The organism is Paenibacillus sp. DMB20 (assembly GCF_000987955.1).
GTDB lineage: Bacteria > Bacillota > Bacilli > Paenibacillales > Paenibacillaceae > Paenibacillus_AQ.
Genome location: NZ_LAZU01000028.1, coordinates 1 through 17,982, shown reverse-complemented (window position 1 = coordinate 17,982; position 17,982 = coordinate 1). Strand labels below are relative to the sequence as shown.

17 protein-coding genes and 3 pseudogenes are annotated in these 17,982 nt (G+C 51.8%); all 20 read right to left on the bottom strand.

Features of this window, described 5'->3' with window-relative positions; genetic code table 11:
* The 20 genes and pseudogenes from XI25_RS13165 to XI25_RS13070 all read right to left on the bottom strand — a co-directional run bounded on the left by XI25_RS13165 (position 1) and on the right by XI25_RS13070 (position 17,862).
* Positions 1-498 carry a chemotaxis protein CheD gene (locus XI25_RS13165; protein WP_046679016.1) on the bottom strand — a complete coding sequence of 166 codons (498 nt, stop codon included), beginning with the start codon at positions 496-498 and terminating at the stop codon, positions 1-3.
* Positions 491-1,084 carry a chemotaxis protein CheC gene (locus XI25_RS13160; RefSeq protein WP_442950392.1) on the bottom strand — a complete coding sequence of 198 codons (594 nt, stop codon included), beginning with the start codon at positions 1,082-1,084 and terminating at the stop codon, positions 491-493. Before XI25_RS13160 ends, XI25_RS13165 begins: the two co-directional genes overlap by 8 nt.
* Before the next feature lie 36 nt (positions 1,085-1,120).
* Complete coding sequence (locus XI25_RS13155; protein ID WP_046679014.1) at positions 1,121-1,582, bottom strand: chemotaxis protein CheW; 462 nt, start codon at positions 1,580-1,582, stop codon at positions 1,121-1,123.
* A gap of 61 nt (positions 1,583-1,643) precedes the next feature.
* A complete protein-coding gene (locus XI25_RS13150; RefSeq protein ID WP_046679013.1) occupies positions 1,644-3,722 on the bottom strand; it encodes a chemotaxis protein CheA in 2,079 nt (692 codons plus the stop codon).
* 23 nt (positions 3,723-3,745) lie between these two features.
* Positions 3,746-5,137, bottom strand: coding sequence for a protein-glutamate methylesterase/protein-glutamine glutaminase (locus tag XI25_RS13145; protein ID WP_046679012.1), 1,392 nt, complete (start codon positions 5,135-5,137; stop codon positions 3,746-3,748).
* A 38-nt stretch (positions 5,138-5,175) separates the two neighbouring features.
* A complete protein-coding gene (locus XI25_RS13140) occupies positions 5,176-6,057 on the bottom strand; it encodes a MinD/ParA family protein (RefSeq protein ID WP_046679011.1) in 882 nt (293 codons plus the stop codon).
* Positions 6,054-7,473: pseudogene (flhF, locus tag XI25_RS13135) on the bottom strand (flagellar biosynthesis protein FlhF). Before flhF ends, XI25_RS13140 begins: the two are co-directional and overlap by 4 nt.
* Positions 7,470-9,504: pseudogene (flhA, locus tag XI25_RS13130) on the bottom strand (flagellar biosynthesis protein FlhA). The pseudogenes flhF and flhA overlap by 4 nt, the downstream one beginning before the upstream one ends.
* A 23-nt stretch (positions 9,505-9,527) precedes the next feature.
* Positions 9,528-10,612: pseudogene (gene flhB / locus XI25_RS13125) on the bottom strand (flagellar biosynthesis protein FlhB).
* Positions 10,613-10,639: 27 nt separating this feature from the next.
* The gene (gene fliR / locus XI25_RS13120) at positions 10,640-11,428 is read right to left on the bottom strand and encodes a flagellar biosynthetic protein FliR (protein ID WP_046679010.1); all 789 of its coding nucleotides are present in this window, start codon (positions 11,426-11,428) and stop codon (positions 10,640-10,642) included.
* A gap of 11 nt (positions 11,429-11,439) precedes the next feature.
* Complete coding sequence (fliQ, locus tag XI25_RS13115) at positions 11,440-11,709, bottom strand: flagellar biosynthesis protein FliQ (protein ID WP_046679009.1); 270 nt, start codon at positions 11,707-11,709, stop codon at positions 11,440-11,442.
* Positions 11,710-11,740: 31 nt separating this feature from the next.
* Positions 11,741-12,466, bottom strand: a complete 726-nt coding sequence (gene fliP, locus XI25_RS13110) for a flagellar type III secretion system pore protein FliP (RefSeq protein WP_046679008.1) — start codon at positions 12,464-12,466, stop codon at positions 11,741-11,743.
* Between the two features lie 24 nt (positions 12,467-12,490).
* Entirely contained in the window at positions 12,491-13,009 is a 519-nt protein-coding gene (locus XI25_RS13105; protein WP_046679007.1) for a FliO/MopB family protein, read from the bottom strand.
* Positions 13,010-13,021: 12 nt separating this feature from the next.
* Positions 13,022-13,387, bottom strand: a complete 366-nt coding sequence (locus tag XI25_RS13100; RefSeq protein ID WP_046679006.1) for a response regulator — start codon at positions 13,385-13,387, stop codon at positions 13,022-13,024.
* A 27-nt stretch (positions 13,388-13,414) separates the two neighbouring features.
* Positions 13,415-14,689, bottom strand: a complete 1,275-nt coding sequence (fliY, locus tag XI25_RS13095; protein WP_046679005.1) for a flagellar motor switch phosphatase FliY — start codon at positions 14,687-14,689, stop codon at positions 13,415-13,417.
* Positions 14,679-15,677, bottom strand: coding sequence for a flagellar motor switch protein FliM (fliM, locus tag XI25_RS13090; RefSeq protein ID WP_046679004.1), 999 nt, complete (start codon positions 15,675-15,677; stop codon positions 14,679-14,681). Before fliM ends, fliY begins: the two co-directional genes overlap by 11 nt.
* Before the next feature lie 87 nt (positions 15,678-15,764).
* Positions 15,765-16,232 (bottom strand): flagellar basal body-associated FliL family protein, encoded by a 468-nt coding sequence (locus XI25_RS13085; RefSeq protein ID WP_046679003.1) that lies wholly within the window; start codon positions 16,230-16,232, stop codon positions 15,765-15,767.
* Entirely contained in the window at positions 16,229-16,453 is a 225-nt protein-coding gene (locus XI25_RS13080; protein ID WP_046679002.1) for a flagellar FlbD family protein, read from the bottom strand. The genes XI25_RS13085 and XI25_RS13080 overlap by 4 nt, the downstream gene beginning before the upstream one ends.
* A 53-nt stretch (positions 16,454-16,506) precedes the next feature.
* On the bottom strand, positions 16,507-17,325 hold the full coding sequence (flgG, locus tag XI25_RS13075) for a flagellar basal body rod protein FlgG (protein WP_046679167.1): 819 nt from the start codon (positions 17,323-17,325) through the stop codon (positions 16,507-16,509).
* A gap of 147 nt (positions 17,326-17,472) precedes the next feature.
* Entirely contained in the window at positions 17,473-17,862 is a 390-nt protein-coding gene (locus XI25_RS13070; RefSeq protein ID WP_046679001.1) for a TIGR02530 family flagellar biosynthesis protein, read from the bottom strand.
* Positions 17,863-17,982: the final 120 nt, after the last annotated feature.

The following is a 17,982-nucleotide window of genomic DNA, read 5'->3' as shown; positions in this document are numbered from 1 at the left end:
CTACAATTCCTTTATGCCCTTTTGTACGCTGCGTATGATAAAATTACCCGTTGCGCAGTCCAATTCCACAGTCCGTCCGTAATTTCCGCCGGTATCTTCGCCGATGAGCGGAATCCGCAGTTGTTCCAGCCCGGCCTTGCAGGACTCCACGTTGCGCGGGCCGATCCGCATGCTGTCGCCCGCGCCGGCGAAAGCAAACATTTGGGCTCCTCCGGCCATTTTGGCCACGAGCCTTGCTTGTGAAGCGCCCATGCTCTTAAGCTTGTTCAGCAGCACAGGAATAGCCGTATCCGCATACTTGGCCAGGTTCAGCTGTCCCTCTCTGGCGATGGAAGAAGACGGAAGCATGACATGAGCCATGCCGCCGATCTTCAACAGCGGGTCGTACAATGTCAGACCTACGCAAGATCCAAGTCCTGTTGTACGTAAAATCCCGCCGGGACCCGCGACGTTTAAATCCGCCATCGCCACTTTTACCACACTTTGTTCTTCAATCATTCCCAAGAGGCACTCCCAAAGCTTCGAATATTTGAGCAAAAGACTGGGGATCCGGGATCAGGAAAAATTGACCCTCCACTTCGTGTTGCCCTTCAAGAAACGTCGTGTTGATCAGCAAGGCATCGTCCCCCATTTCTCCAAACTGCAGAAGTCCGTAACTCAGGATGGCTCCCGCCATATCCATCGCCAATCCCGGAACGGTTGGCGTCATCGAAAGCTTGGTGAAGTCCGCCAGAGACGACAGATAGGACCCCGCCAAAATGTTGCCGATCTCATTGATGGCAGACTGCTCCATTTCCGTAAAATCGCCGTCTTCCGATACTTCAATTCCGGCGAGGCGCTGAAGCAGATTTTTTCCGGCCTCCGGACTCATGATAAAAAACAAGTTTCCCGGCGCATCCCCTTCAACCCGCAGAAAAACGGCAAGTACGATACGCTCGGCTCCGCCAACGCTTTCGGCAATTTCATCAAAAGTCAGCAGCTGAACCTTCGGAACCGCCATATCGATCGGTTTGTCCAGCAGTCTTGAAAGGGCGGTAGCGGCGTTGCCCGCCCCGATGTTCCCCACCTCTTTGAGGACGTCCATTTTGAAGTCCTTGCCGTGCTTAAACAGCTCCACCGCCTAGTCCTCAAGCCCTTCGAGCTGGATAATTTCGCTTTTGTTAAGCACTTCGGACAGGTTCAGCATGACAAGCAGCCGTTCCTCTCCGATTTTCGCTACGCCGCGCAGATACTTCGCTTTAATGCCCCCGACCACTTCAGGAGGAGAATCGATATTGTCGCTGTCCAAATCGATGACGTCGCTCGCCGAGTCCACAATGAAGCCGACCTGCATTTCATTCACGGCAACGATAATAATCCGCGTCTGGTCGGTATGCTCCACTTCCGGAAGACCGAAACGACCGCGAAGGTCAATGACCGGAATGACGACTCCGCGAAGATTGATAACCCCTTTGACAAACGCAAACGTCTTGGGCACCCGCGTAATCGGCATCAGCCTTTCGATCGTCTGCACCTTGTCCACTTCGATTCCGTATTCCTCGTTTCCGAGCTTAAAGACGATAACCTTGATTTCTTCACCCATGTTAAACCCTCCCTATGTGTTCACACCTTTTGGAAACAGGTGCCGCTAGCTTTGACAAACGTTACTTGATAAAGGCATTCGGATCGAGAATAAGCGCCACTTGACCGTCGCCGAGAATGGTGGCGCCCGATACGCCCTGGATGGCCGGCAAATATTTGCCCAGGTTTTTCAGCACGATCTCGTTTTGGCCGATAAAATCGTCAATAGCCAGAGCCGCAAGCCGGTCTCCTTTTCGGATCACGACGATTTCGGTTTCTTCTTCGGTCGATTCGTCAAAATCGGGAACCTCGAAAATGCGGCTGAGTGAAATGATCGGAATATGCGTCTCCCGGAACTGGATCATCCGGTTTCCGTGAACGGTACGGACTTGCCCTTTCTTTACAATTCCGGTTTCCACGATGGACGTCAACGGTATCGCATACTTCTCGGAGCCCATTTTGATCAGCATGGCGGCAATGATGGACAGCGTCAGCGGGAGCTGAACCGAGAAGTTCGTGCCTTTGCCCGGAGTGGAGTATATGGTCACGTTCCCGCCAAGCGCATTGATTTTTGATTTGACCACGTCAAGGCCGACGCCGCGCCCGGAAACGTCCGAGATTTTCTCGGCCGTGCTGAAGCCCGGCGCGAACAACAGCTGATGCGCCTCTTCGTCGGACATGGCCGCCGCCTGCTCTTCGGTGACGACGCCCTTCTTGATCGCGCTCTTCACGATGTTCTCACGGATGATTCCGCGTCCGTCGTCTTCGATTTCGATAAACACATGGTTGCCGCTGTGAAAAGCGCGCAGGTGAACGGTTCCCGTTTCCGGTTTGCCTGCGGCAATCCTGTCGGCAACCGGCTCGATCCCGTGATCGACCGAATTCCGGAGCAAATGGACAAGCGGGTCGCCAATTTCGTCAATGACCGTCCGGTCCAGCTCGGTTTCCGCTCCGGTAATGACCAAGTCAATCTTTTTGTCCAACGACTTGGCAAGGTCGCGAACCATTCTTGGGAAACGGTTGAATACCGTATCCACCGGCACCATCCGGAGCTTCAAAACGATGTTCTGCAAGTCGCTGCTTACGCGGCTCATATGCTCTACCGTATCCGTCAGTTCCTGATTCTTCGCATCGCTTGCAAGCTGTTCCAGCCGTACCCGGTCGATCAAAAGCTCACTGAACAGATTCATGAGGACGTCCAACCGCTCGATGTCTACCCGAATGGTTCGGGATGGTGCAGGGGCGCCGGAAGTTTTGGCCGGGCTCTTGGCTCCGCCGGCTGCAGCCGATTTCGGTCCGGCTCCTGCCGCAGCAGGGGAAGGGGACGCTGCCGTTTCGGATTTTTCCTCTTTAACCGCCTCGGCCGTCGCAGCGCTTTGCTGAACCATCTGCTGGAGGGATTCGTGATCAAGAGAAACAACCGTTACGGTATCGATCTCGGAGATGTTCATGATTTGCGTTTCCATGTCTGCCGCTTCTTTTTGCGTTATGAAGTAAAGCGAGAAAGAGGATTCAAACTCACCCTGCTCGATATCCTGCACGTCCGGGTGCGTTTTGACGATTTCGCCGGAGCGCTCGAGCAGCTCAAAAACCATATAGGCGCGAACAGCCTTCAGCTGGCAGTCATCCCGGAGTTTAACCTGAATGTAAAGCACCTTGTGGCCTTCCGTAATCGATTGATCCAGCACGGAAAGTTGAAACTCGTCCAGTTCAATTCCCGCCATGGCCGGAACGGCCTCTGGCTGGGCGGAACCGGCGGATGCCGCAGAATCTCCAGCACCTTCTCCCCGAACGATGGCTTGCAGCGAGGCTACGATGGGGGAAACATCGGCCTTTCCCTCTCCCCCCTGAACAATGTCCTGAACCATGGATTCCAGCGCGTCCAAGCTTTTAAATAGAGTATCGAAAATAAAATCCTGCATCTTCAGCTTTTCATTCCGAACCAGGTCCAGCACGTTTTCCATTTGGTGGGTGAGCGACGCAAGGTCCTCAAACCCCATCGTTGCCGCCATCCCCTTCAGGGTATGGGCTGACCTGAAGATCACCTGTACAATCCCCAAATCGCTGGGGTCGCTCTCCAGTTGAAGCATGTTTTCATTTAATGATTGCAGATGATCATTCGACTCATCAATAAACATGGTTAAATATTGATTCATGTCCATCGTGAGACACCTCCTCCATGAGTTCACTTTCCGTTATTTACTGCTTGAACCAATCGCCCTGCAATTTGCTGCAGAGGAAGTATATGACTTACGCAGCCAAGCTCAACGGCCGTTCGCGGCATTCCGTATACCACGCATGTTTCTTCGCTTTCCGCAAACGTCGAGGTTACCCCCGAGTCGTAGAGTTTTTTCATCATCCTCGCTCCGTCGCCTCCCATCCCCGTCATAAGCACGGCATGGCGTTTCAGTTCCGTAAGCGGCAGCAAGGATTCGAACAGCACATCCACGGAAGGACGATGGCCGTTGCAAGGGTCCCCCTTGGAAAGCGTGATGCGGTATTCCCCCGTATTGGAGCGGTCGACCGTCATATGGCTGCCGCCTGGGGCGATGTACGCGCAACCGGGCTGCAATATCATGCCATGCTCCGCTTCGGTTACGTTTAGCGGACTGAAGGAATGGAGACGCTGGGCAAGAGATTTGGTGAAGTTTGGCGGCATGTGCTGCACGATGACCACGGGAGCCGGAAAATCCGCCGGCAAACTTTCCAGCAAGGCTTTCAACGCCCGCGGCCCGCCGGTGGAGCAGCCGACCGCAACAAGTTGGTCATAATCGGAGCCGGTCCGGGAACTTCGGATGTGAGGAATTTCCTCCTGGGCCGAAACGCGGACCGGCCGACTTGTTTCAAGCTTCATTTTCGAAGGCGGTTTAACCGCTTCAATATTAACGCGGCCTCGCATGGCGGTACCCGTACCGGCTTCCACCTTTGCGTTCTCCTTGTTCTTATCGGCAGGAGACGGCTTGTCCTTCTTCGCCTGAACGGAAGGGGGAACGGCGTCGTTCCGCTTCGTCCCGGCAACGCATGGTTTTCTTTGTGAGCTTTTTTTTTTGAAGATTTCCATGTTCTGCTCCGGGCCGACCCGCGGCTGACGATCCGAAGGCCTTGGCGAAAGAGGAATCGTTTTTGCGGTTTCCCGGCGCTTTTGCTCTTCCTCCTCCCACAAGGCCCTCCGTTCCTTGGCCTGCATCGCTGCATTCAACTGCTTGACCAGTTCCCGGCCAACCTGCTCAATATCCTGGGCATTGGATATGGAAGGCTTGCGGATAAAATCGAAAGCGCCCGTTTCCAAAGCGATAATCGTTTCCTTCATCCCCTGCTCATTGATGCCGGACAGCATGATGACGGGTTTCGGCCGCTCGCTCATAATCATTTTTAACGCTTCAAGTCCGTTCATTTCGGGCATTTCGACATCCATCGTAATGATATCCGGATCATATTCCCTGCACTTGGCAACAGCTTCCGTGCCGTTGTTTGCCGTGCCGACGACTTGGAACCGAGGGTCCCTTTCGATCAAATCCGAAATAATTCTGCGCATGAATCGAGAATCATCGACCACCAGAACGCGATGTGGCGTCATTGCTGTCACCTCAGTTCCCCATTAGTTCAAAAAGAATCCTATGTTCTTTTGAGCAAGCGCTGCATAAATCCTTTAATTCCCATATGGGACGCGCTCTCGGCCGAAGCCGGAACGGCCAGGTAGCGAAGGGCGAGCCGTTGAACGTCGCGGGCCGCTTCGCTTCTGGGATAAGCGAGATAGAAAGGATACTGGCGTTTAACGGATTTCACCACATGGATATCTTCCCGTACAAATCCCAGCATCCGAATGTCCAGTTCAAGAAACCTTCGGGCCGTCAGTATGATCTTATCGGAAGCCTGTCTCGCTTCCGACTCGTCCCCCGCACGGTTAACGACCAGCGTGAAAGGAACCTCCGGATGGCTTCCGTGAACGACTTTGATCAAGGCGTAGGCATCCGTAATCGATGTCGGCTCGGGAGTTGTCACCACGAGGCAATGATCGGCTGAAGTGATGAACTTCATATTTTCCCTGGAAAGACCGGCCCCTGTATCGAAAAGGATGTAATCCATCCCCTCGGAGATCCGTTCAATTTGGGCTACAAAATAGTTCAAATCTTCCTCGGATAATGCGAACATCTCCGCGATCCCCGATCCTCCGGCTATGAAGGGCAGCCCATTCGGTCCGTACTGAATGACCTCTTCGACGCTTTTTTCCTTTCGAAGCAGATGGTACAGACTTAGCTTTGAGGATACCCCGATCAAAACATCGATGTTGGCCATCCCGATATCCGCATCAAACACCAGTACTTTTCGTCCCAAGGATTTAAGCGCCAAGGCAAAATTCAAAGTGAAATTGGATTTGCCGACTCCTCCCTTGCCGCTTGTAACCGTAATGATCTTCGCTGTCTTTTTCGCGGGATCGGATGGTCTTTCCGATCTGGCATAAACCAGTTGTCTAAGGGATTGGGCCTGGTCCGTCATAGCCGTGTTTCTCCAATCAGAAGATCCGTCAGCATCCCTGAATCGGGCATTAGAAGATCATCAGGCACATTTTGTCCGTTCGTCATATACGAGAGCATTAACGGATGGGCATCCAGAAGATCGAACATGGGCCCGTAACTTCCCGTCTCGTCCAGCTTCGTAAAGATCACTTTGTCCAGGCCGAATTTGCTGAAATGTTCCGTGATCTCAATCATGTCGCTGCTCTTCGAAGTAAGGCTCAGCACCAGATAGGTTTCGCTGCGGTCCCTTGGCAGCAGCAGGCTTTGCAGCTCGGAGACAAGCAGTTCGTTCCTGTAATTCCTTCCGGCGGTATCCATGAGAATCAAATCGCACGCTTCAAGACGCTGCATGGCACGCTGCATATCACCCGGGGACTGCACCACCTCAAGCGGAACATTAAGAATCGAAGCATAGGTCCGCAGCTGATCTACCGCAGAGATCCGATAGGTGTCCGATGTGATGAAACCGACCTTTCGGCGGTATTTGAACAGCTGCTCTGCCGCCAGCTTGGCGATCGTGGTCGTCTTTCCGACACCGGTCGGGCCCGCGATGTAAACAATGCGGGTTTCCGCCTGCAATCCCCCGCCAAATCGTCCTTCAAGAAACGATTCCACCTGTTTAGTGAAGGAAGCCCGAATCTGTTCGTCGGACCAGGACATCCCGCCGGCGCTCCATTCATCGACTGCGGCCGAGAGCCAACGATCCGCCAAATGCGGCGAAACATCCTGGCGGATCAGCCGCTCACGGATGGAGTCCAAAGGCCCCGGAAGCTCTCTTTTCTGCAAGTTTTGCCGCGAAAGCCTGGCGATCCACTCCTTCATCTCCCGCAGCTCTTCCAGCATTTTTTGTTCCGACGCCATTCTTGCCGTCGAAGAGGAGGAGGCTGTTTCGGCCGGAGACGTGCTGTATTCGGCCTTCTCCTCTTTCACGAGCGCATGACCGGGAGCCGGATCTGGCACAATCAACCGTTCCGCATTCGCATCGGCCTTCAAGGATTCTGCGGCTGCCGCCTGAGCAAAAGCAGCGGCAAAATCACTGGCGGCCTGTTCCCGTTCCGGCGTTTTTCCGGATTCGGGTTCCTTGATGGTCATCGCTCCCTCGGTTCCGGGCTCCCTGCTTTCCGGCGGCTTTGAGCTTTCGGCTGTTTTTTTAATAGGCCTGCGGCACCGAGCTTCTCGGTACAGGTGCCGCAGGCATGGCAGAAGGGGTGTTTTTGGGCTTTTCCTCTTTTTCGACGGCCGCGATGACCTCGATTTTTTTCTTTGAAAACAAGCCCATAAATCCGCCTACTTTTACTTCCTTGGAGCTCAGGATCACGGCATCGCCGCCAAGATCATTTCGTATGTGCTGCATCGCTTCCGGCATCGTGTCGACAATATACCGTTTCACTCTCATAGGTTCACCACTCCGACGCTCTGAATTTCGACATTAGGCTCCAGCTCGCTGTAGGAAAGGACCGGAATGTCCTGCATGCTGCGCTCGATCACCTGGCGAAGATACATCCGGATGGCCGGGGACGTCAGCAGCACAGGCTGCTGGCCCATTTGAATCAGCCGGTTCACCTGCTCGCCGAGCTTTTGGAAAATGCTTTGGGTAGATACCGGATCCATCGCAAGGTAGCTTCCCTGATCGCTCTGCTGCACGCTTTCCGCAATTTTTTTTCTCCAAAGCCGGCCCGACGGTAATGACTTTCATGGCTTCGCCTTCCTGGGCATACTGTTGGGTGATTTGGCGCGACAGAGCCTGTCTTACGTATTCCGTTAGCACGTCAGGATCCTTGGAGTACTGTCCGTAATCAGCAAGGGTTTCAAAAATGGTGACCAAATCCCGGATCGAAATTTTCTCCCGCAAAAGCTTGGCCAGCACCTTCTGAACATCGCCGATCGTAAGAACCGACGGAATCAGGTCGTCGACAAGCACAGGATAATTTTCCCGGATATTGTCGACAAGCGTTTTCGTCTCCTGACGGCCGAGCAGCTCATGGGCATGACGCTTGATCAGTTCGGTTAAATGCGTGGCAACGACGGACGGAGGATCGACAACCGTATAACCGGCGAGCTCGGCACGTTCTTTACCCGCCTCGTCAATCCAAAGGGCCGGCAGGCCGAAAGCCGGTTCGGTCGTTTCAATTCCGCTTACCGAATCGTCTTCATAACCCGGACTCATGGCTAGGTAGTGATTTAATAATAATTCACCGCCGCCGACGGCATTCCCTTTAATTTTGATGACGTATTCGTTCGGTTTTAGTTGAATATTGTCGCGAATCCGAATGACCGGTACGACAAGGCCCATTTCAAGCGCACATTGTCTCCGGATCATGATGATCCGGTCGAGCAGGTCCCCGCCCTGCTGGGTGTCGGCCAGCGGGATCAGCCCGTAGCCGAATTCGAATTCGATCGGATCCACCTGCAGCAGGTTGATGACGCTTTCCGGGCTCCGAACCTCCTCGATCTGCTGCTCCTCCTCCATCTGCTCGACCTCCACCTGCCTCCGGTCCAGGTTGCTCTGCATCCGTCTGGCGGCAATGAACAGCAGGATCGCGATCGGGAATGTCGTAATAAAGTGAATCGGCGTGAACAACCCGAGCAAAGTTACGGTTGCCGCAACGATGTACATCAATCTCGGATAAGAGAAGAGCTGCCCGGTCAAATCCTCGGACAGATTGCCTTCCGAGGACGCACGGGTAACGATCAGGCCGGCGGCCGTCGATATCAACAGGGCCGGAATCTGGCTGACGAGACCGTCGCCGATCGTAAGGATCGAGTAAGTGCTCATCGCGTCCTCGAAAGGCATGCCGTGAATCGATATCCCGATAATAAAACCGCCGATCAGGTTGATGATCAGGATGATGATCGAGGCGATGGCATCCCCTTTAACGAATTTGCTGGCACCGTCCATCGCTCCGTAAAAATCGGCCTCGCGCTCGACTTTGCGCCGCCGTTCCCGGGCCTGGGTTTCATTGATCATGCCCGCGTTCAAATCGGCATCGATACTCATCTGTTTCCCCGGCATCGCATCGAGGGTGAAGCGGGCCGCGACCTCGGCCACCCGCTCGGAGCCTTTCGTGATGACGATAAACTGTACAACCACCAGGATCAGGAACACGATAAAACCGATCGCGATCTCGCCTCCGGCGATCCAGCTTCCGAATGTGGCGACCACTTCGCCCGCTTCTCCCTTGGATAAAATCAGCTTCGTGGTGGAAATGTTCAGGGACAAACGGAATAAAGTCGTTATTAATAGAAGAGAAGGAAAAATGGAAAAGTCCAGCGCTTCCTTCGTATTCATGGCTACCAGCAAAATGATGAGCGCCAGCGAGATGTTGATGACAAGCAGCACATCCAAGAGCCAAACCGGGATCGGAAGGATCATCATTAACACGATACCGATGACACCCGCTAAAACCGATATTTCTTTTATTTTCACTGCTTTCGGCCTCCGATCCCTTGTTATTTCGCCTTACCTTTTAATTTGTATACATACGCCAGAACCTCGGCCACAGCCTGGAACAGGTCACCGGGAATGGAATCGCCGATTTCCGTTCTTTGGTACAATGCCCGTGCCAGCGGCTTGTTTTCCATCGTAATCACGCCGTTTTTCTTGGCGATTTCCTTGATTTTCAGAGCCATGTAATCCTGGCCTTTGGCAATCACTTGCGGCGCCTCCATGGAGGAGCCTTCATATTTTAGCGCCACGGCAAAGTGCGTAGGGTTCGTGATGATGACGTCGGCCTTGGGAACCTCCTGCATCATCCGTTGGAGTGCCATGCGCCGCTGACGCTCGCGAATCTTTCCTTTGATCAGCGGGTCGCCCTCCATTTTTTTTGTACTCGTCCTTGATGTCCTGCTTGGACATCCGAATGTTTTTTTTCATATTCGTATTTCTGGTATATATAATCCAGCGCGGCCAGAACGATAAGACCGACGCCGATCTTTATGCCCAGGGACAGCGTGACGTCCGCCGTGAAATGGTAAATGGCCTCCGGACTCATCTGCGACAAGGAGGACAAGCCCTGCCTCGCGCTCCATAAAGAGGTATACACCAGATAACCGATGATCGTCAGCTTAAAGATCGACTTTGCGAATTCCACCAGAGAACGCATGGAGGCAATGTTCTTGAAACCTTTAATCGGATCAATTTTACTGAATTTCATTTTCAGGGCTTCACCCGACAACAAAAACCCGACCTGCATGTAGTTGACGGCCAACCCGATGACAAACACGCAGATAAACAACGGCGCGATCAGCATCAAAATCTGAATTCCGTATTCGCCCAGCAGCATGACCACATTGTCCACGGTGACCTCCATGGAAAGACGGTTTAAAAACACATCGGTAAACAGTCTCACGACGTGATCCCTGATATAACCGCCGAAAGTCATCAGGCATAAAAAAGCGGCCATCAAAACGGATGCCCCTGACAATTCCATACTTTTGGCAACCTGGCCCTTTTTCCGGGTGTCCTGCCGCTTCTTCGGCGTGGCTTTTTCCGTCTTTTCGCCGGCAAACAGCTGCAGGTCTACACGGTATTTCAAATGCACGCCGATCACTCCTTAGCCTCATTACGCCGGTCTTCGGCCGATTACGCCCAGCAGTTCCTGCAGCGCCGTGAACATTTTGTCGAACAAATGATCAAACAAAGCAACCAGTCCCGGCATAAGCAGAAGCAGCAGTATCAGACCTACAAGCATTTTCAAAATGATTCCTATTACAAATACGTTAAACTGCGGTGCCGTTCTGGCGAGAAAACCCAATCCCACATCGGTGAGAAAGAGTGACGCGACGAGCGGCGCAGACATTTGAAGCGCCAACACGAACGAATAGGCAAAGGTGGTAACCAGAAAATCGGTCACGCTGCCATCGCCGATTTTGGCAAACACATTGCCGGTTACCGGCATCCACTCGTAACTGTACATTATGGCATCAAGCAAATAATGATGGCCGTTCATGCTCAAAAACACCAGAAGGGCCAGCATGTATTTGAAATTGCCGATGAGAGGCGTGGACACGCCCGTAAACGGGTCGATGACATTTGCCATGCTGAATCCGATTTGGATGTCGATCAACGCGCCGGCCGTCTGAACGACAGCCATCATCAAAAATGCGGTAAAACCCAGCAGCAGTCCTACCAATACTTCCTGTACGATCAGCATCACGTAGGATATGCCTGCGGAACCGGTTGGCTGAAGCCAAAAAGTCAAAAACACCAGAACCGATACCATGAATGAGATGCCTATCTTAAAGGAAGACGGGACCCCGCGGGACGAATAAATCGGCGCAACTACAAAAAAGGATGTTATTCGACAAAAAATAAGCATAAAGACAGGAACACTTTGCTCCAACCATTCCATGGACACTCAGCCTATCCGATATATTTGTAGAGATTGTCCAAAATCCCGTGCGTAAAATCCACCAACGTCGTTAATATCCAGGGACCGAACAGCAGAAGCGCGAGCAAAACAATAATGATTTTCGGGACAAAGGCAAGCGTTTGCTCTTGGATCTGCGTCGTCGCTTGAAAAATACTGACAACCAATCCAACCACCAGCGCAAGCACCAGCATTGGCGCGCTCACTTTCAGCACGATCAGCACGGCCTGCCCGGCCAGGCCGATTATAAATTCAGCACTCACGGCGAGTCCTCCCGTTTTGAATTACTTGCCGCTAAGGATTGAAACTCATTAACAAGGACTTGACGACCAAATACCATCCGTCAACAAGTACGAACAGGAGTATTTTAAACGGCAGCGAAATCATGACCGGCGGCAGCATCATCATCCCCATAGCCATCAAAACACTTGCAACAACGATATCTATGATGAGAAAAGGTATAAAGATCATGAAACCCATTTGAAAGCCGGTTTTAAGCTCGCTGATGGCGAACGCCGGGACCAATACGGTCAGCGGGATATCCTGATAGGTTTCAGGCTTCTCTTCTCCCGTGTACTTCATGAACAACAGCAAATCCTTTTCCCTCGTGTGTGAAAACATGAACTTCTTCATGGGCTCCTGGGCTTTCTGGAGCGCCTCCGTCTGACTGATCTCTCCCTTGAGATAGGGCTGAAGCGCCGTCTCATTCATGGACGAAAAGGTCGGAGCCATCACAAACAAGGTTAAAAACAGTGCCAAGCCGATGAGCACCTGGTTAGGAGGAGTCATCTGGGTTCCCAGCGACGTCCTTACGAAACCGAGGACAATGACAATCCGCGTAAAACTTGTCATCAGGACAAGGATGGCGGGGGCCACACTCAGAATCGTGATCAAAAGGATCAGCGAAAGCGAGCTTGTGCCCGGCTTATCCCCGTTGTTGCCGATTTGAATATCTATGTTCGGGATCGGATCCGCCCAGGCGGAAGACGCCAGCGCCAGTCCGATCAGCAAAATCATCATGACAGAGAATGCGATCTTTTTTATTCATGAATCCTTTTGATCCTCCCGCAGCATTTCTTCTACCTTTTGTTTCCGGTTCGGTACGCTGCGCAGCTTGGATTCAAACACCTCGTGAAAAGATGATGTATCCTCGAGTTCAATATCCTCAGGCGGATGGTCTTTGCGAAACCTCGCAGCAAGTTTGCCGATAAAAGGCGGCAATGTTCCCGCGGCCAAGCTTTGCTCCTGACCGAAAGAGGCCTTTAGCAGCGCTATTTCAGCCGGATCGGTAATTTTATCTATGAGAGAGATGTCTTCACCGACGCCGACCAAATAGATGCTGCTCCCTACCTCAATCAGCTGTATGGATTTATTCGGGCCTATTCCAACCGCTCCAAGCGTCCTGATGGAACGGCCCTGCATCCAGCTCTGATTTTTCCGGCCCAAAAACCGGATCAGAAACACAATTGCTGCAACGATTATGGCAAGCACGATAAACACGTAAAATAACTGAAGATAATATCCCGTCGTATCCGACCTTATATCTCCCGAAGCAGCTAACATAGCCTGCCTGCCTTAGACGCCAAGCGTTTTATTGATTGCTTCGATTACCCGATCGGATTGGAATGGCTTCACGATAAAATCTTTGGCTCCCGCTTGAATCGCATCGATGACCATCGCCTGCTGTCCCATGGCCGAGCACATGATGACCTTTGCATTCGGGTCCGTTTTCTTAATCTCTTTCAATGCGGCGATCCCGTCCATTTCGGGCATCGTGATATCCATTGTAATCAGGTCAGGACGCAATTCCTTGAACTTTTCAATTGCCTGCGCTCCATCTTGAGCCTCTCCCACAACCTCGAAACCATTCTTGGTTAAAATATCGCGGATCATCATTCTCATAAATGCAGCGTCGTCCACAATCAGAATTCGGTTAGCCATTGATTAAAAATCCTCCCTAAATATGTGCTATTGTATTTTTTGTATCCGGTCCCATTGGCTTACGATATCCGTTACCCGAACCCCAAAGTTCTCATCGATGACGACAACCTCGCCTTTGGCGATAAGCTTGTGGTTTACCAAGATGTCCACCGGTTCGCCGGCAAGCTTGTCCAATTCAATGATCGAGCCTTGAGACATTTCCAAGATATCCTTAATTTGCTTCTGGGTCCTTCCTAATTCTACGGTGACTTTAAGGGGAATGTCCATCAGTAAGTTCAGATTGTTTTCATCCACCTGGGTGTACGGCGCATTTTGCAGATTCGCGAATTGGACAGGCTGTACGTTGACATTGCGGTTCGGAATGCCCCCATACTGCTGCGGTGCGTGCTGGTACGGCATCTGCGGCTGTCCGTACGGCATCTGCTGCGGCATCCCGGCGGCCATCATCCCCTGATTGTTGCCATAGCCGGGCTCCTGGGCGTACCCCTGAGGCGGCATTTGCTGATCCATCGGCATTTGCTGCGCAGGCGACGACTGCGGCATGGCCTGATGATCCGATGCTATTGCCGGGGTTTCCACCGCAGCGGCAGACTCCTGTGCCGCCGTATCCGGCTCATCCGTCCCGTTAATCAGGGTGTGAACCATATCTTTGGCAAACTCAATCGGAAGCAGCTGCATAATGCTGGAATCGATCAGATCCCCGATGATCAGCCTGAAAGAGATTTTGATCAAGGTTTCATCTTCCGGCAGCTTGTTGACCCCGTTTCCGTTGGACATATTCAAAATGTCTATTCCCGGAGGGGAGATATTTACGAAACGATTGAATATGGTCGACATGCTGGTAGCGGAGGAGCCCATCATTTGATTCATGGCTTCCTGAACGGCGCTGATATGAATCTCGTTGAGCTCTTCGTCCTGCGGATTCCCTTCCCCTCCAAGCATCAGATCCGCGATAACCTGAGCGTCGCGGGTTTTGATGACAAGGGAATTGATGCCCTCAAATCCGTCGACGTAGGTGACGTGTACCGCTACATGGGGCTTAGGAAACTCTTTTTCAAACTGGTCTCTGGTAATAATCGATACCTTGGGTGTCGTAATATCCACTTTTTTGCCGAGAAGCGTGGACAATGCCGTAGCTGCACTGCCGAATGTGATATTGCCGATTTCGCCCAAAGCGTCCTGTTCCAATGGTGTCAATACATCATCGACGCTTAACACCGAAGGAGAGGAGGATGATGCCATACCCGACTGCTTCAACAGGGCATCTATCTCTTCCTGGGATAAATAATCTTTACTCGTCAAGTTCTTCAGCTCCTTCGCTGACGATTTCATCGATCTGTACGGCTACCCGATCCTTCAACGTTCCCGGACTACCGATGTATTTCAGCTTTTCTCCTACTTTGATAGACAGTCCAGCTTGGACAGGTTTATTCAACGTAATGACATCGCCCACGTTCAGTCCCAAAAATTCCGATACCGTGATCTGGGACTCTCCCAGTTCGGCGATAATGGGCAGCTTTGCTTTGCTGACCCGTTGTTTCAACGCATCCACTTCTTCCGGAACAGCCGATTTCTTTTCGGATATAAACCATTGATGTGCCGAAAGCTTGGACATGATTGGTTCAAGTACGACATGGGGGATACAAAGGTTAATCATACCCGTCGTATCTCCGATTTTGGTGCTGAGCGATATGAGTGCAATGGTTTCGTTGGGAGATACAATCTGCATAAACTGCGGATTGGTCTCCAGCGCCTCCAGCCGAGGCGAAATATCCAGAACGGTTTTCCAGGCTTCCTGAAGGCTGTCGAAGGCTCTGCTGAAAATTCGTTCCATGATGATGGTTTCGATCTCCGTCATCGAATTGATCTTGGATGGGGCAACCCCTGTCCCCCCCAGCAGACGGTCAAGCATGGCATAGGCGATGTTCGGATGAACCTCCAGCACCATCCGCCCAACCAACGGTTCGGCCTCGAATATGTTAAGGACCGTCATTTTGGGTATGGAACGAATAAATTCGTCGTAGGGAAGCTGCTCCACCTGAACCACGCTGATCTGGACAAAGGTTCTCAATTGCGCAGAAAAGTAAGTCGTCAAATACCGGGCAAAGTTTTCGTGTATTCGGGTTAAGCTGCGAATGTGATCCTTGGAAAAGCGAACCGCTCTCTTAAAATCGTAGGAACGGATCTTCTTCTGGGTATCTTCCTTCTTCAGTTCTTCGGCATCCATTTCTCCGGATGAAAGAGCGGCCAGCAGGGCGTCAATCTCATTTTGCGATAAAACATCAACCAATCATCTCACCCCCTTACAAATTCCAAGATCTTGTTATCCATTTCAGAATGAGGCTTCATAGAAGCTGCATCAATAGACGTTTTTTCATTACAAACCGGTAATGATTTTATTCGTAATGTCTACCTGAATCAGCTGCCCTTGATTCAAACTTTTATTGATTTGATCCATAAGTTTCTTGGTCAGCTGTTCCACGCCCTTCGAATCCTTCAAGCTTTCCGGTTTGGTATCCATAAGAGTTTTGATGATGATCGGTTTGATTTTGATGTCTTTGATCTTCTCGAATTCTTCTTTGGCTTTTTTGTCGTTCAGCTGAAAGGCAAAGCTCATCATCGCGATATAATCCGGGTCGGCCATGTTGGTTTTGATATCGGTGATTTCCGACGTCACTTCCACGATCTGGTCTGCCGTCATGTTGTAAGTCGGAACAGGGAGCTGTGACGCCGCAACCTCTTTTTCCTTACCGCCAATCAGTTTGTCAGAGAGTAAAAATATGGCGACTACGATCAAGGTGATGGACAATAATATCGTAATCAACCAGGGTAGCATTTTTTTCATGAAGGTTCCTCCATCTGCTGCACTTTAATGGTTGCCTGATGCATGCCGACCCCATGATGATAGGATTTAACGGCCTCCACAACTTCCTCCGCCTTTTCCAGCACGATCAGCCGTTTTCCGGTGGTCAGCGTAATGTAAGTGTCCGGAGTCTCTTCAACCATTTCAATCAGCAATGCGTTCAGCCACATTTGCTTGCCGTTTAACCTCGTAACCGAAATCATTGAATGCCTCCTTCATATGCGGGAGGGTCAAGCCCTCCCCTTGTCATTCGTTATTACCGCTTCAGATTAACGACTTCCTGCAGGATTTCGTCAGAGGTTGTAATGATCCGGGAGTTGGATTGGAATCCGCGCTGCGCCACGATCATTTCGGTGAATTCGCCGGTCAGGTCCACGTTGGACATTTCAAGCTGGCCTGCGATAATGGCGCCGGTACCCGCTTCAACATTGTTCGCCGGATTCCCCATATCTTCAGCATCTCCGTCTTCGCCCAGGGCATTGGCAGTCACACGGTATAAATTGCCGCCGATTTTCTCAAGGCCTTCGGGGTTGACCACCTTGGCAACGCCGATCTGGACGGCGTCTTCCGCGTCTCCGCCTTCAGTTAAAATCGAACCATCCTGCCCGATGGAAAAAGCCGTTACCTCTTCGCCCAGCGTGATGATTCCTCCTTCCACATCCAGGACGAACATCCCGTCGGAAGTAACCAGGTTGCGGTTGCCGTCAATATGGAAATCCCCCGCTCTGGTCAGGAAGGGAACATCCTGATCCTCGGACATCTTAACCATGAAAAATCCGTCACCGTCGATGCGCAGATCCGTAGGTTTGTTTGTCGTTTGCGCACTGCCCGGCGTATGAACGGTATCGATCGAACCGATCGTACTGCCAAGACCGATCTGCTTCGCATTTACCCCGCCTTGTTCATCGGTCGGTGCGGTCACCCCCGAAACGGTCTGGCTTAAGATATCCTTAAACATGACGCGGCCTGCTTTAAAACCAACCGTATTCACGTTGGCAATGTTATTGCCGATGACATCAAGCTTGGTTTGAAAGCCTCTCATTCCGGAAACGCCCGAGTACATTGATCTTAACATTAAGTTTTTTCCTCCCTTGTAGGACCGCTTCAGTCGGTCTGCGGTCATTTCGGCTTCCTTGCGGGCCAGCCGGTTCGTTTTATAGATGGAGTTCTATATCTCAAGAAAACCTACTTTGTATACGCGGCCGTTCATCCTTGAAATGGCCTATGAAATGACGACGGCGCTATCGATTTGGGTAAACACGTTGTTTTTCATCGTTCTGTCATCCATGGCCGTGACAACGGTCCGGTTTTGAACGTTAACGATAAATGCCATGTCCTTCATTAAAATCAATGATTCCTTGCTGCCTTTTTCCGCTGCCTGATCCACCGCCGAACTGATTTTCGCAAGCTGGTCGCTTCTCAGCTCAATACCGCGCTGCTCCAGGCGTTTGGCTGCATGGTTGCTGAATTTGAGAAGATTCTCATCAAGCAGCTCCTTGAACCTGCCGGGCGGCGAGTTAACGGCCGTGCCGGCGTTTTGACGCTCTCTCTGCAGAGACGCGGGGTGCAGCTTGCCGGGATAAAGCTGTCCGATTCTTACAATCTCATTCATGCGGTTCCCCCGCTCTCTTCACCGCTTGGGGCATCCGGCTTGGAGCTTGTTTCCCCTGCGCCGGAGCCGGGGTCAGTTGTTCCGCCCCCTGTTTCCCCTGCGCCGGAGCCCGGGTCAGTT

Excerpts from the sequence above, each read along its gene's own strand:
- XI25_RS13105 (WP_046679007.1), bottom strand. The coding sequence starts at position 13,009 with ATGTTAGCTGCTTCGGGAGATATAAGGTCGGATACGACGGGATATTAT.
- XI25_RS13080 (WP_046679002.1), bottom strand. The coding sequence starts at position 16,453 with ATGATTTCGGTTACGAGGTTAAACGGCAAGCAAATGTGGCTGAACGCA.
- XI25_RS13155 (WP_046679014.1), bottom strand. The coding sequence starts at position 1,582 with ATGGGTGAAGAAATCAAGGTTATCGTCTTTAAGCTCGGAAACGAGGAA.
- XI25_RS13145 (WP_046679012.1), bottom strand. The coding sequence starts at position 5,137 with ATGACGCCACATCGCGTTCTGGTGGTCGATGATTCTCGATTCATGCGC.
- XI25_RS13160 (WP_442950392.1), bottom strand. The coding sequence starts at position 1,084 with ATGGACGTCCTCAAAGAGGTGGGGAACATCGGGGCGGGCAACGCCGCT.
- fliR (WP_046679010.1), bottom strand. The coding sequence starts at position 11,428 with ATGGAATGGTTGGAGCAAAGTGTTCCTGTCTTTATGCTTATTTTTTGT.
- XI25_RS13150 (WP_046679013.1), bottom strand. The coding sequence starts at position 3,722 with ATGGACATGAATCAATATTTAACCATGTTTATTGATGAGTCGAATGAT.
- fliP (WP_046679008.1), bottom strand. The coding sequence starts at position 12,466 with ATGATGATTTTGCTGATCGGACTGGCGCTGGCGTCTTCCGCCTGGGCG.
- XI25_RS13100 (WP_046679006.1), bottom strand. The coding sequence starts at position 13,387 with ATGGCTAACCGAATTCTGATTGTGGACGACGCTGCATTTATGAGAATG.
- XI25_RS13085 (WP_046679003.1), bottom strand. The coding sequence starts at position 16,232 with ATGAAAAAAATGCTACCCTGGTTGATTACGATATTATTGTCCATCACC.
- flgG (WP_046679167.1), bottom strand. The coding sequence starts at position 17,325 with ATGTTAAGATCAATGTACTCGGGCGTTTCCGGAATGAGAGGCTTTCAA.
- XI25_RS13070 (WP_046679001.1), bottom strand. The coding sequence starts at position 17,862 with ATGAATGAGATTGTAAGAATCGGACAGCTTTATCCCGGCAAGCTGCAC.
- XI25_RS13140 (WP_046679011.1), bottom strand. The coding sequence starts at position 6,057 with ATGACGGACCAGGCCCAATCCCTTAGACAACTGGTTTATGCCAGATCG.
- XI25_RS13165 (WP_046679016.1), bottom strand. The coding sequence starts at position 498 with ATGATTGAAGAACAAAGTGTGGTAAAAGTGGCGATGGCGGATTTAAAC.